This window comes from Mesorhizobium sp. M0217, from assembly GCF_040321955.1.
Taxonomy (GTDB): domain Bacteria; phylum Pseudomonadota; class Alphaproteobacteria; order Rhizobiales; family Rhizobiaceae; genus Mesorhizobium.
In genome coordinates this window covers 63,492-89,762 of sequence record NZ_JAMYSN010000009.1, presented here as the reverse complement: position 1 = coordinate 89,762, position 26,271 = coordinate 63,492, and the positions used below count along the sequence as shown (strand labels likewise).

Genomic DNA, 26,271 nt, shown 5'->3' with positions numbered 1-26,271 from the left:
CGTTCAGAAATTCAGCGCTTCGCGGAGCGCCGGGCCGGCCCTGACCCGCAGGTCGAGATCCGCCTCGATGTGGTCGATATGGTGCAGCATCAGCCGGCTCACCAACCCGCAATCGCCGCTCTCCAGCGCGCCGACCATTTCCGTGTGCTCACTGTGCCCGCAGGCCGACACGCCGGATCGTCCGTAAAGGGCGATCACCAGCGACGAACGCGCCACCAGCTCCTCCATGAAGCGCTGCAGGATGGCATTGCCGGCGACGGAGGCGAGCAGCAGATGGAAATCGCCCGACGCCTTGATTTCGGAGCGCCGCGCGGTTGGGCCGCGCTCGGCGATGAAGCGGCCTTCCTCGTCGAGCTGCGCGCGGAACGCAGCGATATCGGTGGCTGTGACCCGCCCGCAGGCGGCAATGGCGATGCCCGGCTCGATCAGCCGGCGCGATGCGAACACCTGGCGCGCTTCCTCGGGCGAAGGGTTGGCGACGAAGGCGCCACGGTTGCGCTCGGTACGCACCAGCCCCTCGAAGGACAGCATCTGCAGCGCCGCGCGCGCGACCGTGCGCGAGACGTCGAACAGCGTGCCGACCTCGCCTTCCGACAGCTTGGTGCCGGGCGTCAGCCGACGGTCAACGATGGCGTCCCGCAGATTGTCGCGAATCGCCTGGGCGCGATCCTGGTTGGCGCTGTCGGCGGAATGGATCTGATCGGCAATGTTCATGGCGATGATGGTTCCCAGCCTCTTCTAGCGCAACTCGTCGCCTGCGCACGAGAGGCAAAGTGGACACGAAGCCAAAAAAGATTGCATACGATTATTGCGCGGATCGCGCACAATCGCCCATAATTTGTGCAATGCATAAGATAGCCCACCGGCTAGGCAGTGGGCACGAATTCCGATTTTGCTGATGATTCAAACGCTTGGCCGAATCTCGCCGATTGGCACGCATAATGCATTGGTTGACGCGACCAAACGGGGAAGCCTGAATGTCCAAAGCCGCCGAGATCGACATCGTCTCCGTTTCGAAAGTGTACGGAACGACGACTGCTGTCGAGGCCATCAGCCTGAAGATACCGGCAGGCACCTATTGCTGCCTGCTTGGCCCCTCCGGCTGCGGCAAGACCTCGACGCTGCGCATGATTGCCGGCCATGAAAGCATTTCGTCGGGCGATGTCCGCCTCGGCAACATCGTCGTCACCGACCTGCCGCCGGCAAAGCGTGGCACGGCGATGATGTTCCAGTCCTATGCGCTGTTTCCGCATCTCGACCTTGTCGACAATGTCGCCTTCAGCCTGAAGATGAAGGGCGTCGACAAGGAGCAGCGCCGTGCCAAGGCGCTCGACATGCTCAAGCTGATGCAGATGGAGGCCTATGCGACGCGCCGGCCGGCGCAGCTTTCCGGCGGCCAGCAGCAGCGTGTTGCACTCGCCCGCGCTCTGATCACCGATCCCGAGGCGCTGCTGCTCGACGAGCCGCTGTCGGCACTCGACCCGTTCCTGAAGATACGCATGCGCGCCGAGCTGAAGAAATTGCAGACCTCGCTTGGCATCACTTTCGTCCACGTCACCCACAGCCAGGAAGAGGCCATGGCCTTGGCGGACCTGATCGTGGTGATGAATGACGGCCGCATCGAACAGGCCGCACCGCCCCGCGATGTGTTCGAACGGCCGGCCTCGGCCTTTGTCGCGCGCTTCATGGGCGACCACAATGTGATCTCCGGCCGGGTCACCGGCGCGCGCGACGGCATGGTCGTCTTCGACGTCAATGGTGGCGCCTCGCTCGCCGCCCGCGGGCAAGGCCGGGAGGCGGGCCAGGAGGTTGGCACGCCGATCGACATCGCCATCCGCACCGACCATGTGCGCATCGGCGAAGCGCCCTCGCCCGGCCTCGGCTTCACCGGCATCGTCTCCAACATCGAGTATCGCGGCGCCACGGTGAAGCTGTCGGTCACCGGTGCCGGCATCGACGATTTCACGGTCATCATCGACGATTCCGACTTCTTCGCCAAACCCGTCGCCCTTGGCGGCGCCGTACCGCTCGCCTGGGATTCCGAGGACGCCATCGTCCTCGGGCGCCTTCATTCATGAGTTCGACGAAGCAAAACAAAACAGGGGAATAGGAATGACAAAAACAGTAGAAACAAAGACCGGAATTTCGCGCCGTTCGTTGCTCAAGACAGGTGCGGCCGCCGTCGGCCTCGCCGCAGGCTCGGGCGCCATTACAGGCTTCCCGACCATCTGGGCGCAGTCCAACATCACGCTCCGCCAGTTCGGCACCGGCGTGTCGAACCTGAACGCGATCGCCGACAAGTGCAAGGCCGACCTCGGCATCACGCTGGAAATGACGGCGACCGATTCGGACGCGGCCGCCCAGCGCGCCGTGACCCAGCCCGACAGCTATGACATCGCCGACATCGAATACTGGATCTGCAAGAAGGTGTTCCCGAGCGGCGTGCTGCAGCCGATGGATGTCAGTAAGCTGAAATACTACGACGAACTGGTACCGTTGTTCAAAACCGGCAAGCTGACGCCCGACAGCATCATTGCCCAAGGCACCGCGCCGCACACGGTCGGCTATGTCGAAGCGCAGGACTCAAAGACCTTCGCCAAGGCGCCGACCAAGTGGTTCACCATGGTGCCGACGATCTACAACGCCGATACGCTAGGCATCCGGCCCGACCTCGTCGGCCGCGACATCACCACCTGGGCCGACATCATGGACCCGGCCTTCAAGGGCAAGACCGCGATCCTCAACATCCCGTCCATCGGCATCATGGATGCGGCCATGATCATGGAGGCCACAGGCAGCATCGAATATGCTGACAAGGGCAACATGACCAAAGAAGAGATCGACAAGACGATCGACTTCCTCATCAAGGCCAAGCAGGCCGGCCAGTTCCGCGCCTTCTGGAAGTCGTTCGACGAGAGCGTCAACCTGATGGCATCGGGCGAAGTGGTCATCCAGTCGATGTGGTCGCCGGCCGTCGCCGCCGTCCGTTCCAAAGGCATCGCCTGCCGCTTCCAGCCGCTCAAGGAAGGCTACCGCTCATGGGGCGGCGGCCTTGGACTTGCCGCCCATCTGAAAGGCGCCGAGCTCGACGCGGCCTACGAATACATCAACTGGTATACGTCGGGCTGGGTCGGCGGCTATCTCAACCGCCAAGGCTACTATTCCGCCAATATGGTCTCGGCCAAGAAGTTCATGTCCGAGGACGAATGGGGCTACTGGATCGAAGGCAAGCCGGCCAAGGGCGAGATCAAGGCGCCGGACGGCACCGTCATGGAAAAGGCCGGCGCCGTGCGCGACGGCGGCTCGTTCGAAGAGCGTATGGGCAAGGTCGCCTGCTGGAACTCGGTCATGGACGAGGACCGCTACATGGTGAAGCGCTGGAACGAGTTCATCGCGGCGTAGAGCGGACGCGTTCACTGTGATGTTGCGATCCTTCGCGCCCCCCTCTGTCCTGCCGGACATCTCCCCCACTTGGGGGGAGATTGGCAGCGTCATGGCAGGCTCTTCGTTAGCAACGTTGGAGTTTGGCGAAGGCCGTTATGAGAGTTCGATCTCCCCCCTCGTGGGGGAGATGTCCGGCAGGACAGAGGGGGGCGCGAAGGATCGCAAGTCATCGCGATCACACGGAGGATTTTCCCAATGACAGTCGCGCTCGAAAGCCCCGCCATCGCAGCAGCCAAGCCCGCCAGACACCGCCGCTTCTCAATCAGTGCCGTCACGCCCTACCTCCAATCGGCGCCGCTGGCGCTCATCCTCGGTGCGTTCCTGCTCTTGCCAATCATCATGATCGTCGTCGTCTCCTTCTGGGATTATGACTTCGCCGCCATGTATCCGGATTTCCTGACGACGAACTATTCCGACGTGCTGGGATCATGGGTCACCTGGAAGACCTATCTCAACACCATCAAATTCGCCGCCATCGTCTGGGCTCTGACCTTGTTCATCGGCTTCTGGGTCGCCTATTTCCTCGCCTTCCATATCCGCACCACCGCCATGCAGATGGTGCTGTTCCTTGTCTGCACGGTGCCGTTCCTGACCTCCAACATCATCCGCATGATCTCGTGGATCCCGGTGCTTGGCCGTAACGGGTTGATCAACTCGACGCTGGTGCAATTGGGGCTGGTGCCAAAACCCATCGAATGGCTGCTCTATTCGGAATTCGCCGTGGTGCTGGCCATGGTGCATCTCTACACGCTGTTCATGGTAACGCCGATCTTCAACACGTTGATGCGCATCGACCGCTCGCTGGTCGAGGCCGCGCGCGATGCCGGCGCGTCCGGCTGGCAGATCTTGTGGAACGTCGTCATCCCGCTGGCCAAGCCCGGCATGGCGATCGGCACCATCTTCGTCGTCACGCTGGTGATGGCCGATTTCTCCACTGTGCAGGTGATGTCGGGCGGCCAGAGCGCGTCGGTCGCACTGATGATGAAGAACCAGATGTCGCTGCTGCAGTATCCCGCAGCCGCCGCCAATGCCGTAGTGTTGCTGGTGTTGGTACTGTTGATGGTCGCGGGCATCCTGCGCATCGTCGACATCCGCAAGGAGCTTTGAGGTGAGCCACGAAAAACGCACCCTCGAATTCTATGTGCTTGCGGTCTTCTTCACTCTGTTCGTGCTGTTCCTCTACGGCCCGCTGTCGGCGATCCTGATCCTTTCTTTCCAAGGCGAGACCGGCGGCCTCACCTTCCCGCTCAATGGCGTGTCGCTGCACTGGTTCGCCAATCTGTTCGAGCGCCAGGCGGTCGGCGATTTCGGCGGCAGCTTCAAGCGCTCGCTCGTGCTCGGCCTTATGGTGATGATCGTCACCGTCGTCGTGTCGCTGCTGGCAGGGCTCGCTTTCCGGCAAAAATTTCGTGGCGCCACCGCTTTGTTCTACCTGGCGGTCGCCAGCCTCGTAGTACCCTCGATCATCATTTCGCTCGGCATCGGCGTCGTCTTCCAGCAGGTCGGCTTCCGCCCAGCCTGGTACACATCGGCCTTCGGCGCGCACCTGACCTGGACCTTGCCCTTCGGCGTGCTCATCATGTTCGCCGTCTTCAACCGCTTCTCGCCCGCCTATGAGGAAGCCGCGCGTGACCTGGGCGCCAACTCCTGGCAGACCTTCGCCCATGTCGTGCTGCCGATGATCGCGCCGAGCCTGATCGGCGTCGGCCTGTTCGGCTTCACGCTGTCCTATGACGAGTTCGCCCGCACGCTGATGACGTCGGGCACCTTCAACACGCTGCCGCTCGAGATCTACGGCATGACCACCAATGTCACGACGCCGGTGCTCTACGCGCTGGGCACGGTGACCACCGTGTTCTCCTTCCTGGTAATCCTGGCCACACTGGGCGCCATCCTCTATGTTGGCCGCAGGCGGGCCAGGGTTTGATTGTGCAGATACTGGTGGTGAACCCCAACACGACGGCGAGCATGACCGAGACGATCGCGGCGGCGGCGCGCGGCGTTGCCGGCGCCGGGACCGAGGTGATCGCGGTCACCTCCTCGATGGGCCCGGCCTCGATCGAGGGCTATTATGACGAGGCATTGGCCGTGCCCGGCCTTTTGATGGAGATCGCCGCCGGCGAACGTGCCGGGGCTCAGGCCGCCATCATCGCCTGCTTCGACGATACCGGCCTGGATGCGGCACGCGCCATGGCCTCCATTCCGGTCATCGGCATCTGCGAGGCCGCACTCAGTGTCGCCTCCTACATTGCCCAGCGCTTCACAGTGGTGACGACCACCGAACGCTCGCGTGTCCCTGTCGAGGGGCTGGTGCACCGCTACGGCATGGCCGGGCGCGCGCGCGTGCGCGCCGCCGACATTCCCGTACTCTCGCTCGAAGACGCTGCTTCCGGCGCTGTCGAGAAACTGCGCGCCGAGATCGCCCGCGCCATAGCGGAAGACCGCGCCGAGGCCATCGTGCTCGGCTGCGCCGGCATGGCCGACCTGGCACACCGGTTGCAGCAAGAATTCGACCTGCCCGTCATCGACGGCATCGGCGCCGCCCTCAAACAGGCCGAGGCGCTGATCGCATTGGGCCTGTCGACCTCGAAGCGCGGCGCCTATGCCAGTCCGCTGGCCAAGCCCTATCGCGGCGTGCTGAAATCCTTCTCGCCGGGGGTGGTCGCCGCGGAGTGAACGCTATGAAGCCTACCGTCCGCGCATTGTCTCCGCCGGAACTGACCGTTCTCATCGACTGGGCGGCGGCTGAAGGCTGGAACCCTGGCCTTGATGATGCCGCGGCGTTCCGGCCAACCGATCCTGAAGGGTTCATCGGCGCTTTTGTCGACAACGAGATGACCGCCGCCATCTCGGCTGTCGCCTATGGCAGCAACTTCGGTTTCATCGGTCTCTACATCTGCCGACCAGACATGCGCGGCAAAGGCCATGGCAAAGCAGTCTGGAATGCGGGCATGGCCAGGCTGGCCGGCCGAACGGTCGGCCTCGACGGGGTCGCCGCGCAGCTGGCGAATTATCGCCGCACGGGATTCAGCTCGGCGTACGAAACCATCCGCTTCAGCGGCCGTATCGCGACCCCGCCCGTCCGAAGCGAAGGGGTGCGCATGATAACCACGCAACTCGTGCCCGACATCATCGCCTATGACGCCCGCTGTTTCCCCGCGCCTCGACGAGCCTTCCTGCACCGCTGGGCGCAGCCGCCGCATTGCGGGTTCGCCGCGATCAGTTCACTCGGCACCATAGGCTACGCCGTGGCTCGTCCCTGCCGTTCGGGTTACAAGATCGGCCCGCTGTTTGCCGACGACACCGAGACGGCGATGCAGCTCATGGGCAGTCTGGCTGCCGCATGCGAAGGTGGCGACCTGCATATCGACGTTCCTGCCGAAAATTTCGATTTCACCACGGCGCTTTCAGCAACTGGTTTCAGGCCGACCTTCACCACCACGCGCATGTACAAGGGCCCGCCTCCGAAGGTCGACTCGCGCCGAATATTTGGCGTGACGACCCTGGAGTTGGGGTAGATCCCGGCGCCGACTGACAGGCTTGGTTTTTCGGGAGCCGGCGGGCGATGGACGAGCCGATCCGTAGTAGCGCCGCCTAAGTCGAATTGTCTGATGTCTCAGGCGGCGCTACGTCGTCCCGGCACGGGGTTACCCGGCGTCTCGTGGCCGATCGGCGTCACCAGAGTGAGGTCGGGATAGCCGCTTTCGATCAGCTCGACGGCGGCCTGCGCCACCTCATCGTCCGCCTGCAGCATGGACATGAAGACCTCGGTGCTGTCGCCGACCAGTCGGCTGATGCCTTGCGCATCGGCCGGTCCGCATTCGACGATGACCAGATCATAGGCGGTGGTCAGCGACTGCATGATGATCGGCAGCCGGTCGGCGGCGCGCATGGCGCGAACCGGATCGGCGGTGCCGACGGGAACGACATGGCAGTCGGAATAGAGGTCAGCGTGAATGACGTCGCTGAACTGCGCTTCCGAAGCCAGCAGATTGGTGATGCCGGGGAAAAGTCCGCTGTCCAGCATCGGCCGCGAGGCGGCACCTGACGCCGTGAGATCGAGCAGCAGCACGCGCGGGCCAGCGTCGGAGACTTCGCGCGCTACCAGCACTGCCGATGCAGCCGCCTCATCGCCTTCGGGCGACACGAAGATGGCGCGCGCAGCACCGCTGGCGATCAGCTTTTCCGCCGCCTTCTCGACATCGATCTCGCCAAGGCTGGAGCGGACAGGTTCGGCTTGCGGTTCGGAACCGGCAGCCGCTGCTCCTTCCAGCACTGAAGGAGCCGGCTCGGGCTCTGGCACCAGTTCAGACTCCACGGTCGTCGGCTGATCGTCCACTTCCACGACCTCAGGAGCCGGTTCCGGGTGGACGACCGGCGCCGACATTGCCGACATCGCAACCTGCTCGATACGCTCGAAGCGCGCCCCTGGGGCCGGACGCATGGCGCGGCCGGAAAACAGCTCCTGCAGCAGCGTGATGACCGACATCAGCAGCAGCGAGCCGACTAAGGCGGCGCCGACGATCGGCACGAGCTTGGGGAAATAGGGTTCCGACGGCACGCGCGCCTCGGAAAACACGCTGGCATCGACCGGCAGATAGTTTTTGCGCGAGGACACTTCGCGGAAGCTCGCCATATAGGATTCAAGCTGCTGGCGCCGGACGTTCGCCTCACGCTGCAGCGCATCCAGCTGGACTTGCTCCTCGCCGGCCCGCGACGACGCCGCTTTCAGCTTGTTGACGTCCGATATCAGCTGGTTTTCGCGCGCCTGGGCGGTCTGCGCCTGCGTCAGCAACCCGCGCATGATTTTTTGCGCTTCGTTGCGGATCTGGCCGTCGAGATCGGCAAGCTGCGACCTCATCGCCCGCAGGCGGGGATGGTTGTCGAGCAAGGTGGTGGAAAGATCGGCGATGTTGGTTCTGAGCTCGATCTGACGCTCACGCAGCCGCTGGATCAGATCGGAAGACAGCACTTCGGGTACAGCGTCCAGCGAACCGCCATTCTGCAAAGCCTGGCGCACCCTTTCGGCCGTCGCCTCGGCCGAAGCGCGGCTGGCGCGCACACGCGACAGTTCGGTCGATAGCTCGGACAATTGCTGTGTCGCCAGCACCGAATTGTTGCCGCCCATCAACAGGTCCGACTGGGCGGAACGGAAGGCCGCGACCTTGGCCTCTGCATCCCTGACCTGCTTCTGCAGATCGTCGATTTCCGGCCCGAGGAAGGCGGTCGCGGCGGCGTTCGACTTGGTCTTGGCGTCCGCCTGATAGGCCAGGTAGGCCTTGGCGATGGCGTTCGGAATGTCAGCGGCAAGCTGGGGATCTTCAGAGGAAAATTCGACGGCGATGACGCGGGTCTTTTCCACGCCATAAACATTGAGCTTGTCGCGCATCTTCGTCAGCACGCGCTCTTCGAGCGGAATTTCTTCCGGATCGCTCTTCAGCCCGGCAATGACCAGGAGCCGGGTGACCGGCGACATGCCGAGCGCATAGTTGAACTCGGGCTTGTCGCCCAGCTTAAGGTCGGCAGCCACCTGCTTGAGAATGTCGGACGAGGAAATGACCTGAACCTCGGTTGCTACACCTTCCGCATCGAGCACAGGTTTGTCGTCTTCATTGGTGCCGGCAGGCCGCGTATAGGCCGATTCGCTCAACTGGATTTTCAGCTGCGTCGTGGCCTTATAATGTGGCGTGGCAAGCCACGCGAACGCGAAGGCGAGACCAGTGACGAGAAGCGTGATCACAAGAACGCGCAGCCAGTTCCGCGCCAGGCTGGCGAAGAGCTGTCTCAGGTCGACATCGACATCTGCGGCCGCGGACTGGTCGGACATGCATTCCTGCTCCGGACATGAGGCTAGATGGTAGCGTAAACAACTATGGTAACTCAGCCGTTAAGATCGCGGTAAGCAGCTGTTAGGGTTTGCTGACATCCGGTAAACAAAGCCAGCAAAACTATACGGCTTTTTGTCGATTGCCGCCAAATCGGCCGCGTCCCTTTACCGGCCATTAACCCTAACAGGATGATAACGAACCCAGATCCTTAAGGTTTGCCGCCGTGTCCTGGCGGCCATAGCGACGAAGGTGTGTGTCCGATCATGAAAAGCGCTGCTGGTCTGTTTCGCGCTCTGCTGGCCGTGTCGATGCTCGCCGGCTGCTCCAGCTACCGGCCGACGCCGGCGGCCTTCCACGAGGTACTCGACCAGCCCTATCGGCTCGGCGCCGGCGACCGTGTCCGCGTCACCGTGTTCGAACAGGACGGTCTGACCAACACCTACAGTGTCGATCAGTCCGGCTACATGTCCTTCCCGCTGGTCGGCGCGGTGCCGGCGCGCGGCCACACGGCCCAGCAGCTGGAAAAAGCGCTCGCCGACAAACTGCGCCAAGGCTATCTGCGCGACCCCGACGTGTCGGTCGAGATCGATCGCTACCGGCCGATCTTCGTCATGGGCGAAGTGGGCGCCGCCGGCCAGTATTCCTACGTGCCGGGCCTCACCGTGCAGAAGGCCATCGCGATTGCCGGAGGTTTCTCGCCGCGCGCCAACCAGGAAAGCGTCGACATCACCCGCGACATCAACGGCAAGGTGATGACAGGCCGGGTGGTTACCTCCGATCCGCTGCTGCCGGGCGACACGGTCTACGTTCGCGAACGCCTGTTCTGACATCAACGTGGCGGACCAGCTCAGGATCGTCCACTGCTTTCGCTCACCCGTCGGCGGGATCTTCCGGCATGTGCGCGACCTGACGGAGGCCCAGCTCGCCGCCGGACATGTTGTCGGCATCGTCTGCGATTCGACCACCGGCGGCGAATACGAGGAACGCCTGTTCGACCAGATGAAGGACAGCCTGGCGCTCGGCATCCATCGCACGCCGATGCAGCGCCATGTCGGGCCGGGCGACTTCGCCTCGGCCTGGCGTACCTATCGAATCATCAAGGAATTGCGGCCGGACGTGTTGCACGGGCACGGCGCCAAAGGTGGCGCCTATGCCCGTCTGTTCGGCTCATTGTTGCGGGTATCTAGGTCTCGCGTAGCCCGCCTCTATTCGCCGCATGGCGGCTCCCTCCACTATGACGAAACGACGACGACCGGGAAGCTGTTCTTCGCGCTCGAGCGCTTCATGGCGCGCTTCACCGACTGCCTGCTGTTCGTCTCCGACTATGAGCGGCGCACCTATCGCAAGAAGGTCGGCGAACCGCCTATCCCGAACACGCTGGTCTATAACGGCCTGCGCGCCGCCGAGTTCGAACCGGTGGTCGCACAGCCCGACGCAGCCGACCTGCTCTACATCGGCATGATGCGCGACCTCAAAGGGCCTGACATTTTCATCGAGGCGCTGGTGCTGGCCGGGTCCCAGCTTGAGCGCCGCTTGACCGCGGTCATGGTCGGCGATGGCGACGACCTGCCGCGCTACCATGCGCAGGTGAAACGGCTGGGCCTCGAAAAACAGGTCCGCTTCTTGCCGCCTATGCCAGCCAGGGAGGCATTTTCGCTGGCCGATCTGGTCGTCGTCCCCTCCCGCGCGGAAGCCATGCCCTATATCGTTCTGGAGACGCTAGCGGCCGGCAGGCCGATGATCGCCACGGCCGTCGGCGGCATTCCCGAAATCTTCGGTGAGGGATCCCCTGCCCTGATCCGTCCCGATCCGCGCCAACTCGGCGACAAGGTGGGTGAAGCGCTGCGCGATCTCGACGCCTACCGGCGCGTCATGCCCGATACGGCCAGCCTCAAGGCGCGATTCGGCGCCGATGTGATGGCCGCCGAAATCGAAAAGGCCTATTTCGCCGCGCTTAACAGATAGAGGACCCTCCAAAACCACAAGTTGTCTCAAGGTTTTTTTAGCTCTCTTTCTGCTATCGTCATCGCGGAAGCTTGTGGGAAACCCGATGAACGAGACCGACCCCACGCGCCGCTTTTCGGCCGATGCGGTGCGCAAATTCGACAGTCCTGCCGAGAGCCCCACGCCCGGCGGCATGAACAGTGTTGCCCGCCAGGTCGCCTCGCAATACCGGCGCGATACGATGTCGCCGGTCATGGTCAGCGGCGTATTGCGCATAGGCGAATTCGGCTTGCTGTTCCTGTCGGGGCTCGCGCTCTACTTCCACTTTGTCGGCTTCTTCAACTATCTCGCCTGGCAATATCCGCTGACCATTGCCGCGGCGTCATTCGTGGCCGTGGTGCTGCTCGACGTCAGCGATTGCTACCAGATCTCCGCCTTGATGCGACCGATCTCCAATCTCGGCCGCGTGCTGATGGTCTGGGCCGGCACCTTCGCGCTGATGGCGCTGACGGCCTTCATCATGAAAATGTCGGAGGATTATTCGCGTCTGCTGTTCGGCACCTGGTTTGTCGTCGGCCTGCTTCTGCTGTTCGGCCTCAGGCTGGTGATGTCGAAGCTGATCCGGCGCTGGGCGCGCAACGGCCGCATGGAACGCCGCGCCGTCATCGTCGGCGGCGGCAAGGCGGCCGAGATGCTGATCCGCTCGGTCGAGAAGCAGCCAGACAACGACATCCGTATCTGCGGCATCTTCGATGACCGCGGCGACAAGCGCTCGCCGCCGATCGTGGCCGGCTATCCCAAGCTCGGCACCATTTCGGAGCTGATGGAATTCGCCCGCATCGCGCGCATCGACATGCTGATCGTGTCGCTGCCGCTGACTGCCGAAACGCGCGTGCTGCAACTGCTGAAGAAGCTGTGGGTGCTGCCGGTCGACATCCGGCTCTCGGCGCATTCCAACGCGCTGCAGTTTCGCCCGCGCGCCTATTCCTACATCGGCTCGGTGCCGATGCTCGACATCTTCGACAGGCCGATCAACGACTGGGATTCGGTCGCCAAGCGCGCCTTCGACATCGTCTTCTCGCTGATCGGCATCATCCTGTTTTCACCGGTGATGCTGGCGACTGCCATCGCCATCAAGCTCGACAGCAAGGGTCCGGTGCTGTTCAAGCAGAAGCGGCACGGCTTCAACAATGAGATCGTCGAAGTCTACAAATTCCGCTCCATGTATACCGACCGCTCCGACCCGACCGCCAAGCAGACGGTGACCAAGAACGATCCGCGCGTCACCCGCGTCGGCCGCTTCATCCGCAAGAGCTCGATCGACGAGCTGCCGCAGTTCTTCAACTCGCTGTTCGGCACGCTGTCACTGGTCGGTCCGCGCCCGCATGCGATTGCCGCGCAGTCGCACAACCTTCTCTACAATGAGGTGGTCGACGGCTATTTCGCCCGCCACAAGGTCAAGCCCGGCGTTACCGGCTGGGCGCAGATCAATGGCTGGCGCGGCGAGATGGACACCAATGAGAAGATCCGCATGCGCACGGAATACGACCTCTATTACATCGAGAACTGGTCGATGCTGTTCGATCTGCGCATCCTGCTCATGACGCCGCTGCGGCTGCTCAACACGGAAAACGCCTATTGAGCGCGATTTCCCATGATGTGCCGCAGGCTGCGGTCAATGCCAAGCTGATCGGGCTGATATCCTCCGGCGCGGTGTTTTTCGGCGTCTTCCTGTCAGGCTTCGTCATCGACGAACCGGCGCCCTACGATCTTTTCATGCTCGGGCTGATCGGGGTGTGGGTGCTGTTTGGCCTGCGCATATCGCGCGCCGCCGTGCCGCTGCTCGTGCTGCTGATCACGATGAACATCGGCGGCATGATTGCCATGACGCAGATGGCCGATCTCGCCAACACACCGCTCTATCTCGCCGTCTCGCTGTTTCTCGCGTTCACCGCGGTGTTCTTCTCGTCGGTGACGGCGGTGCAGCCCGGCCTCTACCGGCTGATCTTCATCGCCTATGTCGTCTCCGCGGTGGTGACCTCGCTGCTCGGCATTGCCGGCTATTTCCACGCTTTCCCGGGCGCTGAAATCTTCACCAGATACGACCGCGCCCAGGGCGCCTTCCAGGATCCGAACGTGTTCGGGCCGTTCCTGGTGCTGCCCGGCATCTATCTGCTCTATCTCCTGTTGACCGGCTCGATCGCGCGCATGCCGCTTCTGGCGGTGCCGCTGCTGATCATCACCGCCGGCATTTTCTTCTCCTTCTCGCGCGGCGCCTGGGGCATGTTCGCCGTCTCGGCCATCCTGCTCACCGGCGCCCTGTTCCTGCAAAGCAACAGCGGCAAGTTCCGGCTGCGCGTCATCATCATGACCATTGCCGCCGTCACCCTGCTGGTGGTCGCCATGATCGTCATTCTGCAGCTGCCCGGCGTCGGCGAGATGTTTTCCAGCCGCGCCCAGCTGGAACAGAGCTACGACACGGCGCGCCTTGGCCGCTTCGCCCGCTACACGATCGGCTTCGAGATGGCGCTCGAATATCCGCTCGGCATCGGCCCGCTGGTGTTCGGCACCATTTTTGGCGAAGACACGCACGACATCTGGCTGAAGACGTTGATGGATTATGGCTGGCTCGGCTTCGTCTCGTTCCTGTCGCTGACGCTGTGGACGATCGCCGCCGGCTTCCGCATCCTTTTGCGCGACCGGCCATGGCAGCCCTATCTGCTCTGCGCCTACGTCGCTTTCATCGGCAATATCGGGCTCGGCACCTTCATCGACATCGACCACTGGCGCCATGTCTACCTGCTGCTCGGCCTGATCTGGGGCGCGATCGCGCTGGAATACAGGCATCAGCGCGGGTTGCGGGCGGTGGCGCAACCGAGGTAGCCGAGTAATCCTAAAGGACAGGAACAGCCGCGCACGCCAATACCGGGGTTGTGCAGGCCCTCGCAGGCTTTGATCTGCTTGCTCCAACCCCTGGTCGAATTGAGCACGGGTTGCCGGCGGCGCATTTATGTTGTGATGGTGGGAAAACGTCGCTAAACGCGACTGACAAAATTCCAATTGAGTTGGCGTGCTTGCCGGGCTGGATAATATTCCGGGTTGGTGGGCGCCACTAATCTGACGGGCGTGGTTATGCTGAGGGAAAGCTATTTCGAATTCATGCTGCGCTGGTACGCGTATCGCCGATGGCACAGGCCCCCGCGGCGTGTGCGGCAGGCCGAATACGACTTCCATCAGCTTATGAAAAAGCTTCCCGCCGATAGTCTGTTCATCGATCTCGGCGCCAATATTGGCGACGTCACGGGACATGTACTAGCCTATGGGATGCGGGTGATTGCTTTCGAGCCTGACCCTGTTGCTCGCCAGATTTTGACGAAAAGGTTTGGCAACAACGACCGGGTGACGATCATTCCGAAGGCTGTTGGTGGATCAGCGCGAGCGGCCACATTCCATCAGAGGCCGGACGTCAGCGATCTCCGCAGGACCGAATCGTCGTCCCTGATCCAGACACACGAACACACGAACGGGAAAAGCTTTGAAGTTGAGGTGGTTGACCTGGTGCAGTTCCTGCAAGGTCTCCATGAGCCGATCGCCATCGTCAAGATGGACATAGAAGGGGCCGAAGCGGAATGCATCGAAGCCATGCTGGACGCCAGCATTCACCGTTCGATTGGACAAATCCTGGTCGAGACACATGAACGGTTCTCGCCAGACCTGGCCGACCGGATCGGCAAGCTGCGGGGCCGGATCGCGCAGGAAGGCATCCGCAACATCAATCTGGATTGGAGCTAAGTATCGGCTCGGCCTTGAGCGTGCTAGCCGGAGGGCATCAACCAGCGAGGCAATAGACTTATCGAGGAAGATTGGCGGGAGGAACCGCGTCCGGCGGAGCGTCAAGTTCTATCTGGCTATGCCAGCTACCCGTTCGGGGTATTGCACGGCCAACATCGAAGTGTCCGCATGGCTGGCAAAGATGGCGCTGACCTTTTCGGCGTCGAACCGCGCCCGTCGCTTGCGCTTCTCGTCGTTCAGCAAAATCCCGCTGATGGCGTCGAACTTGCGGCCGAGGTTTTTCAATATGCCTCTCTTGATCGGCCAGTTGCTGTTGAAACGGCCGGCCCAGGGCGTGCCTTTCGCCAGATCACGATAGATCGCCATGGCGCCGACCTCGACACCGATCGGCGGACGGTCCCAGGGCTTGCCCCAGGCGAAGTGGCGGGCGTAGCAGCGGCTGAAAGAAATCTGGCTGGTGTAGTTGGTCATCACGTTCCAGAACGGGTGCATCGTCTGCCACCTGCCCTCGAAAGCCACGTTCAATGCACCTTGATCCATCCCGTAAACCTGCTCGGAGGCCAACTGCCGGGTACGCTCCAGAAGCCCCTCCTGCCTGACCAGTGGCATGTTGAACACCAGCACGCCGGCATTGAACTTCGGCGCGCCTGGCTGCATCGGTAAATGCTGTCGATACTTTACGTCGAAATAGGTCTGCTCATCGTGTGCGGCCAGCAGCGGAGCGTTGAGCGGGACGTTGCAGAGGTCTTCTATCGATCTGTTGAAAAGCACATCGGCGTCGGAATAGGCGATGCGGTCATATGGTTCGAACTCCGGCAATTGATCGGCAAACAGCCTGATGTAGGTCGCAAGGGTTGGGTGCGTTCCGCGGTTGAAGTTTGTCGCTTCCATGAATTTCGTGACATCCAGGATGCGGATCTTCCCACCGAGCAGACGCTCTCCGATAGCTCGGTCTTCGTTGGAGATGACACCGGTGTGCAAAATAAAGCCGTCGAGGTGGTCCGACACATCCAGCACGCGGCGCGCCGCCAGGCAGGCATACGGGAAATACCTCTGGTCGGTGGCGAAAAAGAAACACGATTTTTGCGGCATGCTACAACCTGTTGCCTGACCCATTCGCGAGAGCTCCGTTGCGGGTCTCAGGCGAAACCACCGAGTACTTCCGGAAACTGCACAGCCATCGCCCCGGCGTCAGCATGCTCGGCATATATCTTATGCACCTTGCTGCCGTCGTACCGTGCGCGCCGCCGATACCGGTCCTTGTTCGGCAACATCCCCATGATACCGTCGAACCTGCGGGCGAACCGCCTCATGACGCCCCGCTCGAAGGGAATACGCTGCCGGAAGGGCTCAAGCCACGGCGTATTCCTTGCCAGATCGCGCCAGACGGCAAGCGCCTCAGGCTCCACATCGACCTGGCTCCCCCATGGCTTGCCGCCGGCGAAATGCCGCGCATAGGCTTGGGCGAACCGAAACTCCTTCGTATCGTTGGACATCAAATTCCAGTTCGGGTGCATCGTCTGCCACTTGCCCTCGAAGACGAAGTTCAGCGCGTTCTGATCGTTCATTTGCCCGGCAACGGCAACATCTCTGGCGCGGTGCAAAAGTCCCTGTTGACGCACCGGCGGCATGTTGAAGACGATGATGCCGGCGTTGAAATAAGGCGCCCCCGGCTGCATCGACAGTTTGTTCCGATAGCCCGGGCGGAAATACATGTAATCGTCGTGAGCGGCCAACAACGGAGCATGAAGTGTCTGGCCCACGAGATCCGCGATATCTCGATTGAACAGAACATCGCAATCGACATGGGCGATGCGGTCATAGTCCGCGAACTGAGGCAGTTGGTCGGCGAAAAGCCGAACAAAAGTGCCGACATTGCTTGGCCGGAAAGTATGGCCAGCCTCCGCAAACAGCCCCGAAACGTCCATTATGCGAAGACGGTTCTTCAGCAGGCGTTCAGCAACACGCATATCGGCATCACGTGCGCCGACATGCAGGATGAAGCCTGGCGTTGCGTCTCCCGAAACATCCAGAATTCTGCGCGCCGCCAAGCATGCATACGGAAAATAATTGGCGTCGGCCGCCAGAAAAAAACAGGAATTTGCCACGCGCAATCCTTCGTATCGATACTGCGCGAGCCATATCGCCTTGGCGTTGCGGCGACAAGGCCGAATGCTGGCGACTTTCAGGCCCGGCGCGCCGTTTTAGCGCTTGCACCATACCCCTTGAAAATATATGGCTTTGCGCGGTCCGGAGTGTAGCGCAGCCCGGTAGCGCACTTGACTGGGGGTCAAGGGGTCGTCGGTTCGAATCCGGCCACTCCGACCATTTTTAGACAGGACTTGCCCCCAAAGGTCCTGCTTCTCAAATCACCAACATTCATCCTTGGCACACATCAACCCATTCGGCGCCGACAATCTGTGCCATGCGCAGCGGGCTGAGCCTTACAGCGGCGTTGGTGGCGCCGGCCGCGGGCACGACTTCATCGAAGGCGCGCAGCGAGACGTCGCAATAGATTGGCAGCGGCGCCGGCAGGCCGAATGGGCAGACGCCGCCGACGGGATGGCTGGTAATCGCGACAACCTCGTCGGCGTCAAGCATGCGCGGCTTGCCGCCGAAACGGTCCTTGAATTTGCGGTTGTCGAGCCTCGACATGCCGCCGGCCACGATCAGCATGGTCTCACCGCCGACGCGCAGGCAGATGGTCTTGGCGATCTGCGCCGGCTCCACGCCATGCGCCTCAGCCGCCAGCGCCACCGTCGCGGAACTCGCTTCGGTGACGAGCACTTCGACATCGGGCGCATGGGCAGCCAGGAAGGCGCGCACGGATTCAAGGCTCATCTCGGCATTGTCCCATTCGAAAACGGTTAGCGTTCACACTGGATAGCTTCACGCTCGGTCGGCGGCAACCTCCCCGCCCCTCGACGGCTGCAGCGGTACCAGGCCGGGCGGGTCGCGCCGCATGTCAGCAACACAAGGCGCATCCCCCATGCGGGAGATGTGTTCGGGCTGCTGCATTGGTAGGTCGCAATGGATCAGGGCCGGCGCTGATGCTGTGCTCCCACGACCAACCGGAGAGATCATCATGCTCAAGCTCGCCTCGGCTCTGGCGCTGCTGCTTATCGGGACGGCGCCGCTGCTTGCCGACGACATGCCGATAAACGCGGACGCCATCAAATGGGGCCCTGCTCCTGCTGTCTTGCCCGCCGGCGCGGACATGGCTGTCATCGCCGGGGACCCCTCGAAGGATGGCATCTACGTGCTGCGGTTGAAGCTGCCGGCCGGCTACAGGATTGCCGCGCACAACCATCCCACCTCGGAATATGTGACGGTGATTTCCGGCAATTTTCATATCGGCATGGGCGACAAGCTCGACGAGACCAAGGGCATCGAACTGACCGCCGGCGGCTTCGGCGTAGCCCCACAGGGAATGAACCATTACGCCTGGACGACAAGCGCTACGATCGTCCAGGTTCATGGCGAGGGGCCGTTCGCGATCACCTACGTCAACCCGGCGGACGATCCGAGCAAGAAGTGACATTCGCCGTTGGGCGAATGCAACAAGCCCGCCAGGGCAAACCATGGCGGGCTTGTTGAACGACGCTTGGCCGTTGTTTATGAAACGGACCGGTTTTCCACAGGCGCCGTGGGCGCCGGGGCATCGATCAGGGCCGTTTCCGGCAATTGCAATGCTGCGGCGATCCGGCGAAGTTTCGTCGGATCGGTGTCCTTGCCGCTCTCTATGTCGGCAATCTCGCTGGTCGACAGACCGCAGGTCAGGGAAAGCTCTTCAATACTGTATCCCTTTGTCTCCCGGATGGCTTTGAGGCCGGGGTGCTCGAGCGCAACGTCGGCCGCCAGCCTGGAGAAGGGTTCGTGTTTTGCAGTTTGGGGCATTGGCAACTCCATGGGGCTAAAGAGTTTTGGATCAAATGATAGGGTGTTGCCTGAGAGCCGGGACAATGCCCGCTTGACGGCGATTTGCCAAGGCCCAAACCGACCGTCACAGCATCGTGAACCGGCGTCAAAACCGCAGGCGCCAGGGCACATATAGGATCTCCGCCCCGATCTCCCAATCAAGTTCTTTTGAAGGGCCGAACGCCGAAGTGTTCAGCGGTTTTGCGCCGCTCGCGCGTTAGCCTGATGTTGCTGGCAGCCGCATCGGGCCAGCTTTTCCCAAGAGGATCAGATCCATGACATTCAAGACATCAGCCATCGTGCTCGCCACGATTTCAGGCCTCGCTGGCGCGAGCATGGTCGCGGCGCAGGCCGCCGAGGCCGTGCGCATTCGCGGCACGGTGACCGCCTTTGCCGGAGCGACGCTGACGGTGAAGACCCGCGAAGGCGCTACCGACGCCATCGCGCTGGCTGAAGGGTGGAAGATTTCCGGCGTCGCCAAGGCGGATGCCGGGGATATCAAGCAAGGCGATTTCCTCGGCATTGCCTCTGTTTCGAAGGCCGATGGCGGCAGCGGCGCGCTTGAGGTGGTGATCTTCCCGGCCGCGCTGAAGGGCGCCGGCGAAGGCGACCGCCCGTGGGATCTCGAGCCCAACAGCCGGATGACCAACGGCACGGTCGCCGATGTCACCGAGATTGCAGGTCGCACGGTGACGCTGACCTACGACAATGGCCAGAAAAAGCAGATCGCGATCCCGCAGACGACGCCGGTGGTGACCTTCGCGCCGGCGACGCCCGCCGACCTCAAGCCTGGCGCTGTGGTGTTCGTCAACGCCGAGCGCGGCAGCGACGGCCAACTGACCGCGGGCCGGGTCGTTGTCGGCACCAACGGCGTCATTCCGCCGATGTAAGTTGCCGACGAAGCCGCCATACACAATCCAGAAACAAAATTCTACAGTCCGGAAAAACTGTCGAAAAGTTCGGAGGCGATAGTCATGACTGCGGGGTTCACCGGGACCGATCTTGCTCGGTGACGGTCAAATTCAGCCCGCGCAGAAAAGGAAACGAAGTCATGAAGAAGTCCCTCCTGTCGGCTCTCGGGCTGGCTTTTGCCCTGGCTGTCTCTCTGCCGCTCATCGGCGCCAGCAGCGCCGACGCAGCATCGCTGCACAAGAAGCATCACCATCATCATCATCACAACAAGCATCACCGCCGTCACCATCACCACCACCACCACCACAAGGTGGAGGCCAAGAAGGCCTGACACGGCCGACTTGCCCAACGGGAAGGCTGGCCCTGGAGTCCTCGCCAAGGCCGCCTTCCCGTTGGTTTTTGCCAGGCGACACGTGGAAAAGCTGAAGGCAGGATTCGATGGCGCCGATGCGCCAGAACGCGAGCAACCACAGCGCACCCCAACCAACGTATCAGGCGCAAGGCCGACAACACAGCGGTTGCCAGTTGCAGGACACCTCGGGTCTCTCAATGCTGTCGGAACCCGCTAGGACGGCGCCGCGAACGCGAGCACTATTGCGATCAAAATCAAAAGCGGTCCCATCCATTTGAAATGCTTCGCGACCTGCAGCCACCATGGCTGCTGACCTTTCTGGGCCTGAAAAGGACTTTGGAGCAGCCCAAAACCAACGCCTGTCATCCACAGCCCAGCGCAGAACATGATGAACTCGTCGATGTAATTTGCGACCACGCCCGTCTCCTCCGCCGGTACCTTTGGACTGGCGTTATAGTCGCAGCCGGGAGTGGCAGAAAGCGCGGTGCCAAGTGGCGGCAATGACTGCTGCCGCCACCTGACAAGAGCCGGGCGCGGACTCGGTCTTGGCCGGCCATTTGGGCACGCCACGGTGTGACCTTCGCATGGGATGCCGCGCCGCTACGTCAGCGGCCTTCACGCGAAAATGCATGATCGATGCCGGCCCCGCCAGGCGCCGTCCGTTGGCGAAGGCTAAAAATCGACGTCGCGAAAACGCGAAGAAAATTCGAACCACGCATGAACCTTTGCTTTGGAGGCCGCACTAACCGGCATGGACGCCGAGAAGGCGATCCCAACACAGAAGGACGCCATGGTGGCGATCCTCGATCCAGAGAAGGAAATGCTCAAATGACCAACTTCAAGCGCATCACGCTCGCCGCGGCCCTCATCGTCTCGGCCTTCGGTTCGGCTTCCGTTCCGACCTCGGCTTTCGCCAACGGCACGCATCCCACGGGCGACGGCGGCGCGGTTTGCAAGGGCTCCGGTCATTGCCTGGTGCTCTCGATCGAGTGCAAAGGCACCTATACCGACGCCACGGACAAGAATGGCACTGTCTATGGCAAGTGCAGCCAGACCGCGCAGGTTTCGCCGCAGGCCAAGATCAAGCTCGCCAAGTAATCGGCCGCAGATCAGGGAAATGGCGGCCGTCCGCGGGACGGCCGCCATTTTGTTTTTGTTTTCGTGAATTGTTTTAGCGCCGGCTGAGCAACAGGCTGGCGAGAAGGCCGACCACGACCAACCCAACAGCAGCGGCTGTTGCCGGACGATCGCGCGCCGTCTTTTCGATCGCCCTGCCCTGCTTCCTGATCGCCGGCAGCGCATCGCTGACAAGGTCGGCAAGCTGCCCATAATAGTCCGAAGCGGCATCGCGCCCGTCCTCGTAGTAAGCACCGCCGCGTTTGGCCACGACTTTGCGCAACGCGGCGAGCTCTTTGGAAAGGGTCGCGACCTGCTTTTCGAGATCGAGATCGGAGAGGGTCGAAAGCGATACCATGATTGTTTTTCCTTCTTTTGAGAGAAGGCCAAACGCATGGCCGCAGAACCGGTTCCGGTCTGCTTGCCCGAGGGCAGCGGAAAGGTTAGCGCACCTGGTCGAGCAGGCGCTTGCACTCCAGGAGGTCAAACAGCGCCTCCTGCAGCAAGGCCCGGTTGTCGCGCGACAGTTTCGATGCGCCGGGCTGGACCGGACCTTCCTCCTCGGTCTTGCCGAGGCCGAAAAAGCGGCGGCTGGGTTTTACCTTGGGCTGACCGACCAGCATCTCGTCATCCATGCCGCGCGGCTGGGCGGCTGGCGTCAGCGGCACCTGATCGGCCTGCCTGCGCTGCGAGATCGCTTCGACGGCAGCCATGTCGCCATTGCCGATGGCGACCAGGAAATGGTTGCCGTTCTCGCGCAGCAGTTTCTGCACGCCCTTGATCGTGTAACCCTGGTCGTAGAGCATGTGGCGGATGCCCTTGATCAGTTCGACATCCTGTGGCCGGTAGTAGCGGCGGCCGCCGCCGCGCTTCATCGGCTTGATCTGGTTGAAACGGGTTTCCCAGAAGCGCAGCACGTGCTGCGGCAAATCGAGATCCTCCGCGACCTCGCTGATGGTGCGGAAAGCGTCGGGGCTCTTGTCCATGGGCGAAATCCTCACGCTGGACGGCGATCCGGCCCAGTCTGCCGAATCGGGTATCATTTCAGCGGTTTATGAAACAATATTCAAGCCCGGCGTCAAAACTGCCCGGCGTTTTCAACCGAAGCCTGCGGCAGAACCTATTTGCCGCCCTTGGCCTTGCTGTTCTGGTGCGAGCGCAGGATACGGCTTTTCAGCACGTTCGACGACTTGAAGGTCATCACCCGGCGCGGCAGGATCGGCACTTCCTCGCCGGTCTTGGGATTGCGGCCGATGCGTTCGTTCTTGGAACGGACGTGGAAGGTGGCGAAGGACGACAGCTTCACCGTCTCGCCGCGTACGATGGCTTCACAGATTTCGTCCAGCACCGCTTCGACGAGTTCTGCCGATTCAGTGCGTGACAAGCCGACCTTACGGTAAACAGCTTCGGCAAGGTCGGCGCGCGTAAGTGTCTTTCCCCCCATGCGACCGTCCCATCAGTTCAAAAAACATAAATCGATACAGGTAAAGGCAGAGCCTAAGTAATTGATCCGGCAAGGTCAAGGACCGAAACCGGACCGTTCGGCACTTACCAGCGAACGAGAACCGCGCCCCAGGTGAAGCCGCCGCCCATCGCTTCCAGGAGCACGAGGTCACCCTTCGTGATGCGACCGTCGGAGACAGCCACCGAAAGCGCCAGCGGCACGGAAGCAGCCGAGGTGTTACCGTGCAAATCGACGGTGACCACCACCTTTTGCTCTGCAATCCCGAGCTTCTTGGCCGAAGCGTCAATAATGCGTTTATTGGCCTGATGCGGCACGAACCAGTCGAGGTCGTCGGCGGTTATGCCGGCCTGCGAAAACGTCGCCTCGATGACGTCGGTGATCATGCCGACGGCGTGCTTGAACACCTCGCGGCCTTCCATCCTGAGATGGCCGACCGTGCCGGTGGTCGAGGGACCGCCATCGACGAAAAGCTTGTCCTTGTGGGCGCCGTCGGAGCGCAGGCTCATCGCCAGCACGCCACGGTCGGCAATGCCGCCGGTGCCCTCATCCGCTTCCAGCACCAGAGCGCCGGCGCCGTCGCCGAACAACACGCAGGTCGAGCGGTCGCTCCAGTCGAGGATGCGCGAAAAGGTCTCCGCGCCGATCACCAGCACGCGCTTGGCGAGGCCGCCTCTGATGTAGAGGTCGGCGGTGGTCACCGCATAGACGAAGCCCGAGCACACCGCCTGCAGGTCGAAGGCAAAGCCGTGATGCATGCCGAGCCGGTTCTGGATCTCGACGGCGGTCGCCGGAAAGGTGTTGTTGGGCGTCGAGGTCGCCAGCACGATCAGGTCGATGTCGGCAGGCGTAAGACCAGCATTGTCGAGCGCTGCGCGCGCCGCCGCCTCGCCCAGGGATGCCGTCGTCTCGTCATCGGCGGAGATATGACGCTGGCGGATGCCGGTGCGCTGGGCGATCCACTCGTCCGAGGTCTCGACCATGCCTTCGAAATCGGCATTCTTCATGATGCGGCGGGGCAGCGCAGCACCGGTGCCGCGCACGACTGATCTGATCAAAGCTCTTTCCTATTCCTTTTCGTCGACGGTGGCGTCGGATTTCCTGTTTGCCTGGGCATGCGGGTTGCGCGCATGGAACAGGTCGAGATCGGCCTCGATGCGGTCGATCAGATTGTTGCGCACCATGTCGTAGCCAAGCTCGATGGCCGCCGCGAAACCGTCCGAATCGGCGCCGCCATGGCTCTTTACCACGATGCCGTTCAGACCCAGGAAAACACCGCCATTGGAGCGGCCCGGATCGAGCTTTTCGCGCAGGCGGTCGAAAGCGCCCTTGGCGAAGACATAGCCGATCCTGGCCATCAGCGTGCGGTTCATCGCGGCGCGCAGATAGCCTGAGATCTGGCGCACAGTGCCTTCTGCCGTCTTGAGCGCGATGTTGCCGGCGAAGCCCTCGGTGACGACCACGTCGACCGTGCCCTTGCCGATGTCGTCACCCTCGACGAAGCCGTGATAATTCATCGAGGCCATGTTGGCCTCGCGCAGCATGCGCCCGGCTTCCTTGACCTCTTCCTGACCCTTGATCTCCTCGACGCCGACATTGAGCAGGCCGACTTTCGGCCGGTCGATGCCGAACACCGAGCGCGCCATGCCGGTGCCGAGAATGGCAAAGTCGATCAGCTGGTGCGCATCGGCGCCGATGGTGGCGCCGACATCCAGCACCACGCTCTCGCCGCGCATCGTGGGCCAGATCGCCGCGATCGCCGGACGGTCGATGGTCGCCATCGTGCGCAGGCAGAATTTCGACATCGCCATCAGCGCGCCGGTATTGCCGGCCGAAATGCAGGCCTGCGCGCTGCCACTCTTGACTGCTTCGACAGCCTTCCACATCGACGACTTCCAGCGGCCGTGGCGCAGCGCCTGGCTCGGCTTGTCGTCCATCCTGACCGCGACTTCGCAATGGTGGAACTCGCTGACCTCGGCCAGTTTGGGGAATTTGGCGAGTTCGGGGCGCACCAATTCCTCGCGCCCATATATGACGAAGCGGATGTCGGGACGCCTGACGGCGACCGTCATGAGTGCCGGGATGACCACGTTTGGCCCGTGATCGCCACCCATGGCATCGATGGAAATCCTGATCACGCGGTCTTTATCTCACTAGCTTGGGCCAGGGCACATGGCCCGCGAAAGAAATACTAAACTCGCGAAATTCGGGGGCTCGCGAAGGTTCGGCGAAAATAGCGGTTTTGGGCTGCCGCACAACCGGCTTTTCTCCGATCGCTTCGTGTTTTAGGATTTTCCAAGCAAGGATCGCAGCTTTTGCTGGAATTCATTCTCGATGGGCTCGTTCGGGCCGGCGGCATCGAGCGAGGCGCCTGCCTTGCGCGGATAGGGATCGATCGCCAGCCCGAAGAACTGTTCGGCGAGCGCGCCGACGTCGATCGTGTCGCCGGAGAAAGTTTCCGGGCTGTCCGGCCCTTCGGCGTCGAGCAGGATTTCGCCACCGCCTTCGAAACCTTGCCGTCCGAGTTTGGATTGTTCGGGCAGGAACAGCGCCTCGACCTCTTCGTCGATATGGGCCGCGACCGGCTCAAGGGTGACGATGCAGGCCTGGGTGATATCAGCCTCGACGCGGCCGCTGACCTTGACGCCATTGCGCTTCCACGGCGCCACCAAAAGCTCAGCACGGTAGTTTTCGACCGAAAGCAGCTCGTGCTCGCGCGCAAGCATTGCGCGCTGCGCGGCGTCGGCGTCGATCACCACCTGCAAACCTTTGTGCGGCAGGCGGCCGACATTGGCCGCAAATGAGACCGGGCTAGGCGTGTCCACATGTTTCATCTTGGTCTCCCCTCCTCACTCCGCTTTCGCGACGGGAAACGCCACGGCACCGGAAACGATCGATTCGGACGGCTGTGCTTCAAGCTGCCTTGCGGCATCGATTACATAGGACGCCAGCGGCAAGGCTTGCGGCCAGGCGCCGGCATCGGGTCTGACATTGCGCGCCAGGGCGGCAGCAAGCGCGTCGCGGTCGCTGCGTTCCAGCGCGTCGTCATAGGCGGCGGTACGGCCGTAGAACATTTTGGCCAGCCTCTTCATGCGCTTGGGCACGCCGACATCGCCAACGCCCAGTTCCCGCAGCGAATGCTCGACATCGAGAAAGAACTCGTCGATCAGCACCTGCGCGACCTCATGCGCGACGCCCTCTTCGCCGCGCAGCCGGTGCTGAAACAGGAACATATGCAGCGACAGCATCTCGAAACGGCCGAGCGGCGTATCCGGCACATTCCAGTGGGAATAAAACACGGTCTGCCGCGCCGCCGCCACGATTTGTGCGTAAAGCGCCTCGGTGATAGCGCGGTTGGCGTTGCGTTCGCGGCCAAAAAGGCGCTGGAACATTGAGGGTGGTCTCCTGGGGACCGATTGTTTGAATGGGCCTTGTTGCATCGGCAAGCAAGCTGGTTTACCGGTTTTGCCGCCCAGCGCAAGTTGCGGCCAGCTAATGGAGTT

The 26,271-nt window shown here is 62.2% G+C and carries 29 protein-coding genes and 1 tRNA gene; 16 read left to right on the top strand and 14 right to left on the bottom strand.

Translation table 11 applies throughout. The features are described from left to right. Positions 1-3: 3 nt before the first annotated feature. Entirely contained in the window at positions 4-714 is a 711-nt protein-coding gene (locus NKJ18_RS16635) for a GntR family transcriptional regulator (RefSeq protein WP_023669398.1), read from the bottom strand. A 263-nt stretch (positions 715-977) separates the two neighbouring features. Here NKJ18_RS16635 and NKJ18_RS16630 point away from each other — a divergent pair, with 263 nt between their 5' ends. The 6 genes from NKJ18_RS16630 to NKJ18_RS16605 all read left to right on the top strand — a co-directional run bounded on the left by NKJ18_RS16630 (position 978) and on the right by NKJ18_RS16605 (position 6,962). Beyond that, positions 978-2,078 carry an ABC transporter ATP-binding protein gene (locus NKJ18_RS16630; RefSeq protein WP_352758879.1) on the top strand — a complete coding sequence of 367 codons (1,101 nt, stop codon included), beginning with the start codon at positions 978-980 and terminating at the stop codon, positions 2,076-2,078. 34 nt (positions 2,079-2,112) lie between these two features. Continuing rightward, the gene (locus NKJ18_RS16625; protein ID WP_023700524.1) at positions 2,113-3,402 is read left to right on the top strand and encodes an ABC transporter substrate-binding protein; all 1,290 of its coding nucleotides are present in this window, start codon (positions 2,113-2,115) and stop codon (positions 3,400-3,402) included. A gap of 237 nt (positions 3,403-3,639) precedes the next feature. Continuing rightward, entirely contained in the window at positions 3,640-4,551 is a 912-nt protein-coding gene (locus NKJ18_RS16620; RefSeq protein ID WP_352758876.1) for an ABC transporter permease, read from the top strand. A gap of 1 nt (position 4,552) precedes the next feature. After that, a complete protein-coding gene (locus NKJ18_RS16615) occupies positions 4,553-5,371 on the top strand; it encodes an ABC transporter permease (protein ID WP_023669394.1) in 819 nt (272 codons plus the stop codon). A gap of 2 nt (positions 5,372-5,373) precedes the next feature. Beyond that, positions 5,374-6,120, top strand: a complete 747-nt coding sequence (locus NKJ18_RS16610; protein ID WP_352520116.1) for an aspartate/glutamate racemase family protein — start codon at positions 5,374-5,376, stop codon at positions 6,118-6,120. Positions 6,121-6,125: 5 nt separating this feature from the next. Next, the gene (locus tag NKJ18_RS16605; RefSeq protein ID WP_023689483.1) at positions 6,126-6,962 is read left to right on the top strand and encodes a GNAT family N-acetyltransferase; all 837 of its coding nucleotides are present in this window, start codon (positions 6,126-6,128) and stop codon (positions 6,960-6,962) included. Between the two features lie 98 nt (positions 6,963-7,060). Here NKJ18_RS16605 and NKJ18_RS16600 read toward each other — a convergent pair whose 3' ends face one another. Then, the gene (locus NKJ18_RS16600; protein ID WP_352758873.1) at positions 7,061-9,271 is read right to left on the bottom strand and encodes a GumC family protein; all 2,211 of its coding nucleotides are present in this window, start codon (positions 9,269-9,271) and stop codon (positions 7,061-7,063) included. A gap of 264 nt (positions 9,272-9,535) precedes the next feature. Between NKJ18_RS16600 and NKJ18_RS16595 the strand changes: the two genes are divergently transcribed. From NKJ18_RS16595 to NKJ18_RS16575, 5 genes are all read left to right on the top strand, one after another. Continuing rightward, entirely contained in the window at positions 9,536-10,099 is a 564-nt protein-coding gene (locus tag NKJ18_RS16595; RefSeq protein ID WP_023669390.1) for a polysaccharide biosynthesis/export family protein, read from the top strand. A 7-nt stretch (positions 10,100-10,106) separates the two neighbouring features. After that, the gene (locus NKJ18_RS16590) at positions 10,107-11,237 is read left to right on the top strand and encodes a glycosyltransferase (RefSeq protein ID WP_023669389.1); all 1,131 of its coding nucleotides are present in this window, start codon (positions 10,107-10,109) and stop codon (positions 11,235-11,237) included. 85 nt (positions 11,238-11,322) lie between these two features. Next, positions 11,323-12,858, top strand: coding sequence for an undecaprenyl-phosphate glucose phosphotransferase (locus tag NKJ18_RS16585; protein ID WP_023669388.1), 1,536 nt, complete (start codon positions 11,323-11,325; stop codon positions 12,856-12,858). Further along, on the top strand, positions 12,855-14,099 hold the full coding sequence (locus NKJ18_RS16580) for an O-antigen ligase family protein (protein ID WP_352758870.1): 1,245 nt from the start codon (positions 12,855-12,857) through the stop codon (positions 14,097-14,099). The genes NKJ18_RS16585 and NKJ18_RS16580 overlap by 4 nt, the downstream gene beginning before the upstream one ends. 219 nt (positions 14,100-14,318) lie before the next feature. After that, on the top strand, positions 14,319-15,008 hold the full coding sequence (locus NKJ18_RS16575; protein ID WP_245260854.1) for an FkbM family methyltransferase: 690 nt from the start codon (positions 14,319-14,321) through the stop codon (positions 15,006-15,008). Positions 15,009-15,116: 108 nt separating this feature from the next. Here the strand turns inward: NKJ18_RS16575 and NKJ18_RS16570 are convergent, their stop codons facing one another. Both NKJ18_RS16570 and NKJ18_RS16565 read right to left on the bottom strand, forming a co-directional pair. Further along, positions 15,117-16,124: a glycosyltransferase family 8 protein gene (locus NKJ18_RS16570; protein WP_352758868.1), complete on the bottom strand. Its 1,008-nt coding sequence runs from the start codon at positions 16,122-16,124 to the stop codon at positions 15,117-15,119. 23 nt (positions 16,125-16,147) lie between these two features. Continuing rightward, positions 16,148-17,116, bottom strand: coding sequence for a glycosyltransferase family 8 protein (locus NKJ18_RS16565; protein ID WP_352758866.1), 969 nt, complete (start codon positions 17,114-17,116; stop codon positions 16,148-16,150). Positions 17,117-17,259: 143 nt separating this feature from the next. Here NKJ18_RS16565 and NKJ18_RS16560 point away from each other — a divergent pair. Then, positions 17,260-17,336: transfer RNA gene (locus tag NKJ18_RS16560), tRNA-Pro, on the top strand. A gap of 51 nt (positions 17,337-17,387) precedes the next feature. Here the strand turns inward: NKJ18_RS16560 and NKJ18_RS16555 are convergent. Next, positions 17,388-17,849, bottom strand: a complete 462-nt coding sequence (locus NKJ18_RS16555; protein WP_352758864.1) for a YbaK/EbsC family protein — start codon at positions 17,847-17,849, stop codon at positions 17,388-17,390. 244 nt (positions 17,850-18,093) lie between these two features. Here NKJ18_RS16555 and NKJ18_RS16550 point away from each other — a divergent pair, with 244 nt between their 5' ends. Beyond that, positions 18,094-18,546, top strand: coding sequence for a cupin domain-containing protein (locus NKJ18_RS16550; protein WP_023730864.1), 453 nt, complete (start codon positions 18,094-18,096; stop codon positions 18,544-18,546). A gap of 77 nt (positions 18,547-18,623) precedes the next feature. On the opposite strand, the gene NKJ18_RS16545 is transcribed toward NKJ18_RS16550, so the two are convergent. Further along, a complete protein-coding gene (locus tag NKJ18_RS16545; RefSeq protein ID WP_023689492.1) occupies positions 18,624-18,905 on the bottom strand; it encodes a helix-turn-helix domain-containing protein in 282 nt (93 codons plus the stop codon). A 296-nt stretch (positions 18,906-19,201) separates the two neighbouring features. Here NKJ18_RS16545 and NKJ18_RS16540 point away from each other — a divergent pair, with 296 nt between their 5' ends. Both NKJ18_RS16540 and NKJ18_RS16535 read left to right on the top strand, forming a co-directional pair. Then, positions 19,202-19,816 carry a hypothetical protein gene (locus tag NKJ18_RS16540; protein ID WP_352758861.1) on the top strand — a complete coding sequence of 205 codons (615 nt, stop codon included), beginning with the start codon at positions 19,202-19,204 and terminating at the stop codon, positions 19,814-19,816. Positions 19,817-19,977: 161 nt separating this feature from the next. Next, positions 19,978-20,169, top strand: coding sequence for a hypothetical protein (locus NKJ18_RS16535; protein ID WP_081732515.1), 192 nt, complete (start codon positions 19,978-19,980; stop codon positions 20,167-20,169). 234 nt (positions 20,170-20,403) lie between these two features. Here NKJ18_RS16535 and NKJ18_RS16530 read toward each other — a convergent pair whose 3' ends face one another. Next, the gene (locus NKJ18_RS16530; RefSeq protein ID WP_023669377.1) at positions 20,404-20,607 is read right to left on the bottom strand and encodes a hypothetical protein; all 204 of its coding nucleotides are present in this window, start codon (positions 20,605-20,607) and stop codon (positions 20,404-20,406) included. 411 nt (positions 20,608-21,018) lie between these two features. On the opposite strand from NKJ18_RS16530, the gene NKJ18_RS16525 reads away from it, so the two are divergent. Further along, the gene (locus NKJ18_RS16525) at positions 21,019-21,288 is read left to right on the top strand and encodes a hypothetical protein (RefSeq protein WP_023669376.1); all 270 of its coding nucleotides are present in this window, start codon (positions 21,019-21,021) and stop codon (positions 21,286-21,288) included. 73 nt (positions 21,289-21,361) lie between these two features. On the opposite strand, the gene NKJ18_RS16520 is transcribed toward NKJ18_RS16525, so the two are convergent. The 7 genes from NKJ18_RS16520 to NKJ18_RS16490 form a co-directional block, all read right to left on the bottom strand. Then, positions 21,362-21,664, bottom strand: coding sequence for a hypothetical protein (locus tag NKJ18_RS16520; protein ID WP_023669375.1), 303 nt, complete (start codon positions 21,662-21,664; stop codon positions 21,362-21,364). An 85-nt stretch (positions 21,665-21,749) separates the two neighbouring features. Then, positions 21,750-22,292 carry a MerR family transcriptional regulator gene (locus NKJ18_RS16515; protein ID WP_023669374.1) on the bottom strand — a complete coding sequence of 181 codons (543 nt, stop codon included), beginning with the start codon at positions 22,290-22,292 and terminating at the stop codon, positions 21,750-21,752. 134 nt (positions 22,293-22,426) lie between these two features. After that, on the bottom strand, positions 22,427-22,750 hold the full coding sequence (locus NKJ18_RS16510) for an integration host factor subunit alpha (RefSeq protein ID WP_006201891.1): 324 nt from the start codon (positions 22,748-22,750) through the stop codon (positions 22,427-22,429). 104 nt (positions 22,751-22,854) lie between these two features. Beyond that, positions 22,855-23,826 (bottom strand): beta-ketoacyl-ACP synthase III, encoded by a 972-nt coding sequence (locus NKJ18_RS16505; RefSeq protein WP_352758858.1) that lies wholly within the window; start codon positions 23,824-23,826, stop codon positions 22,855-22,857. Between the two features lie 9 nt (positions 23,827-23,835). Continuing rightward, on the bottom strand, positions 23,836-24,906 hold the full coding sequence (gene plsX, locus NKJ18_RS16500) for a phosphate acyltransferase PlsX (RefSeq protein WP_023669372.1): 1,071 nt from the start codon (positions 24,904-24,906) through the stop codon (positions 23,836-23,838). A gap of 147 nt (positions 24,907-25,053) precedes the next feature. Then, on the bottom strand, positions 25,054-25,602 hold the full coding sequence (locus NKJ18_RS16495; protein ID WP_023727526.1) for a YceD family protein: 549 nt from the start codon (positions 25,600-25,602) through the stop codon (positions 25,054-25,056). A 15-nt stretch (positions 25,603-25,617) separates the two neighbouring features. Further along, positions 25,618-26,160, bottom strand: a complete 543-nt coding sequence (locus tag NKJ18_RS16490; protein WP_023669369.1) for a ubiquinol-cytochrome C chaperone family protein — start codon at positions 26,158-26,160, stop codon at positions 25,618-25,620. Between the last annotated feature and the right edge of the window lie 111 nt (positions 26,161-26,271).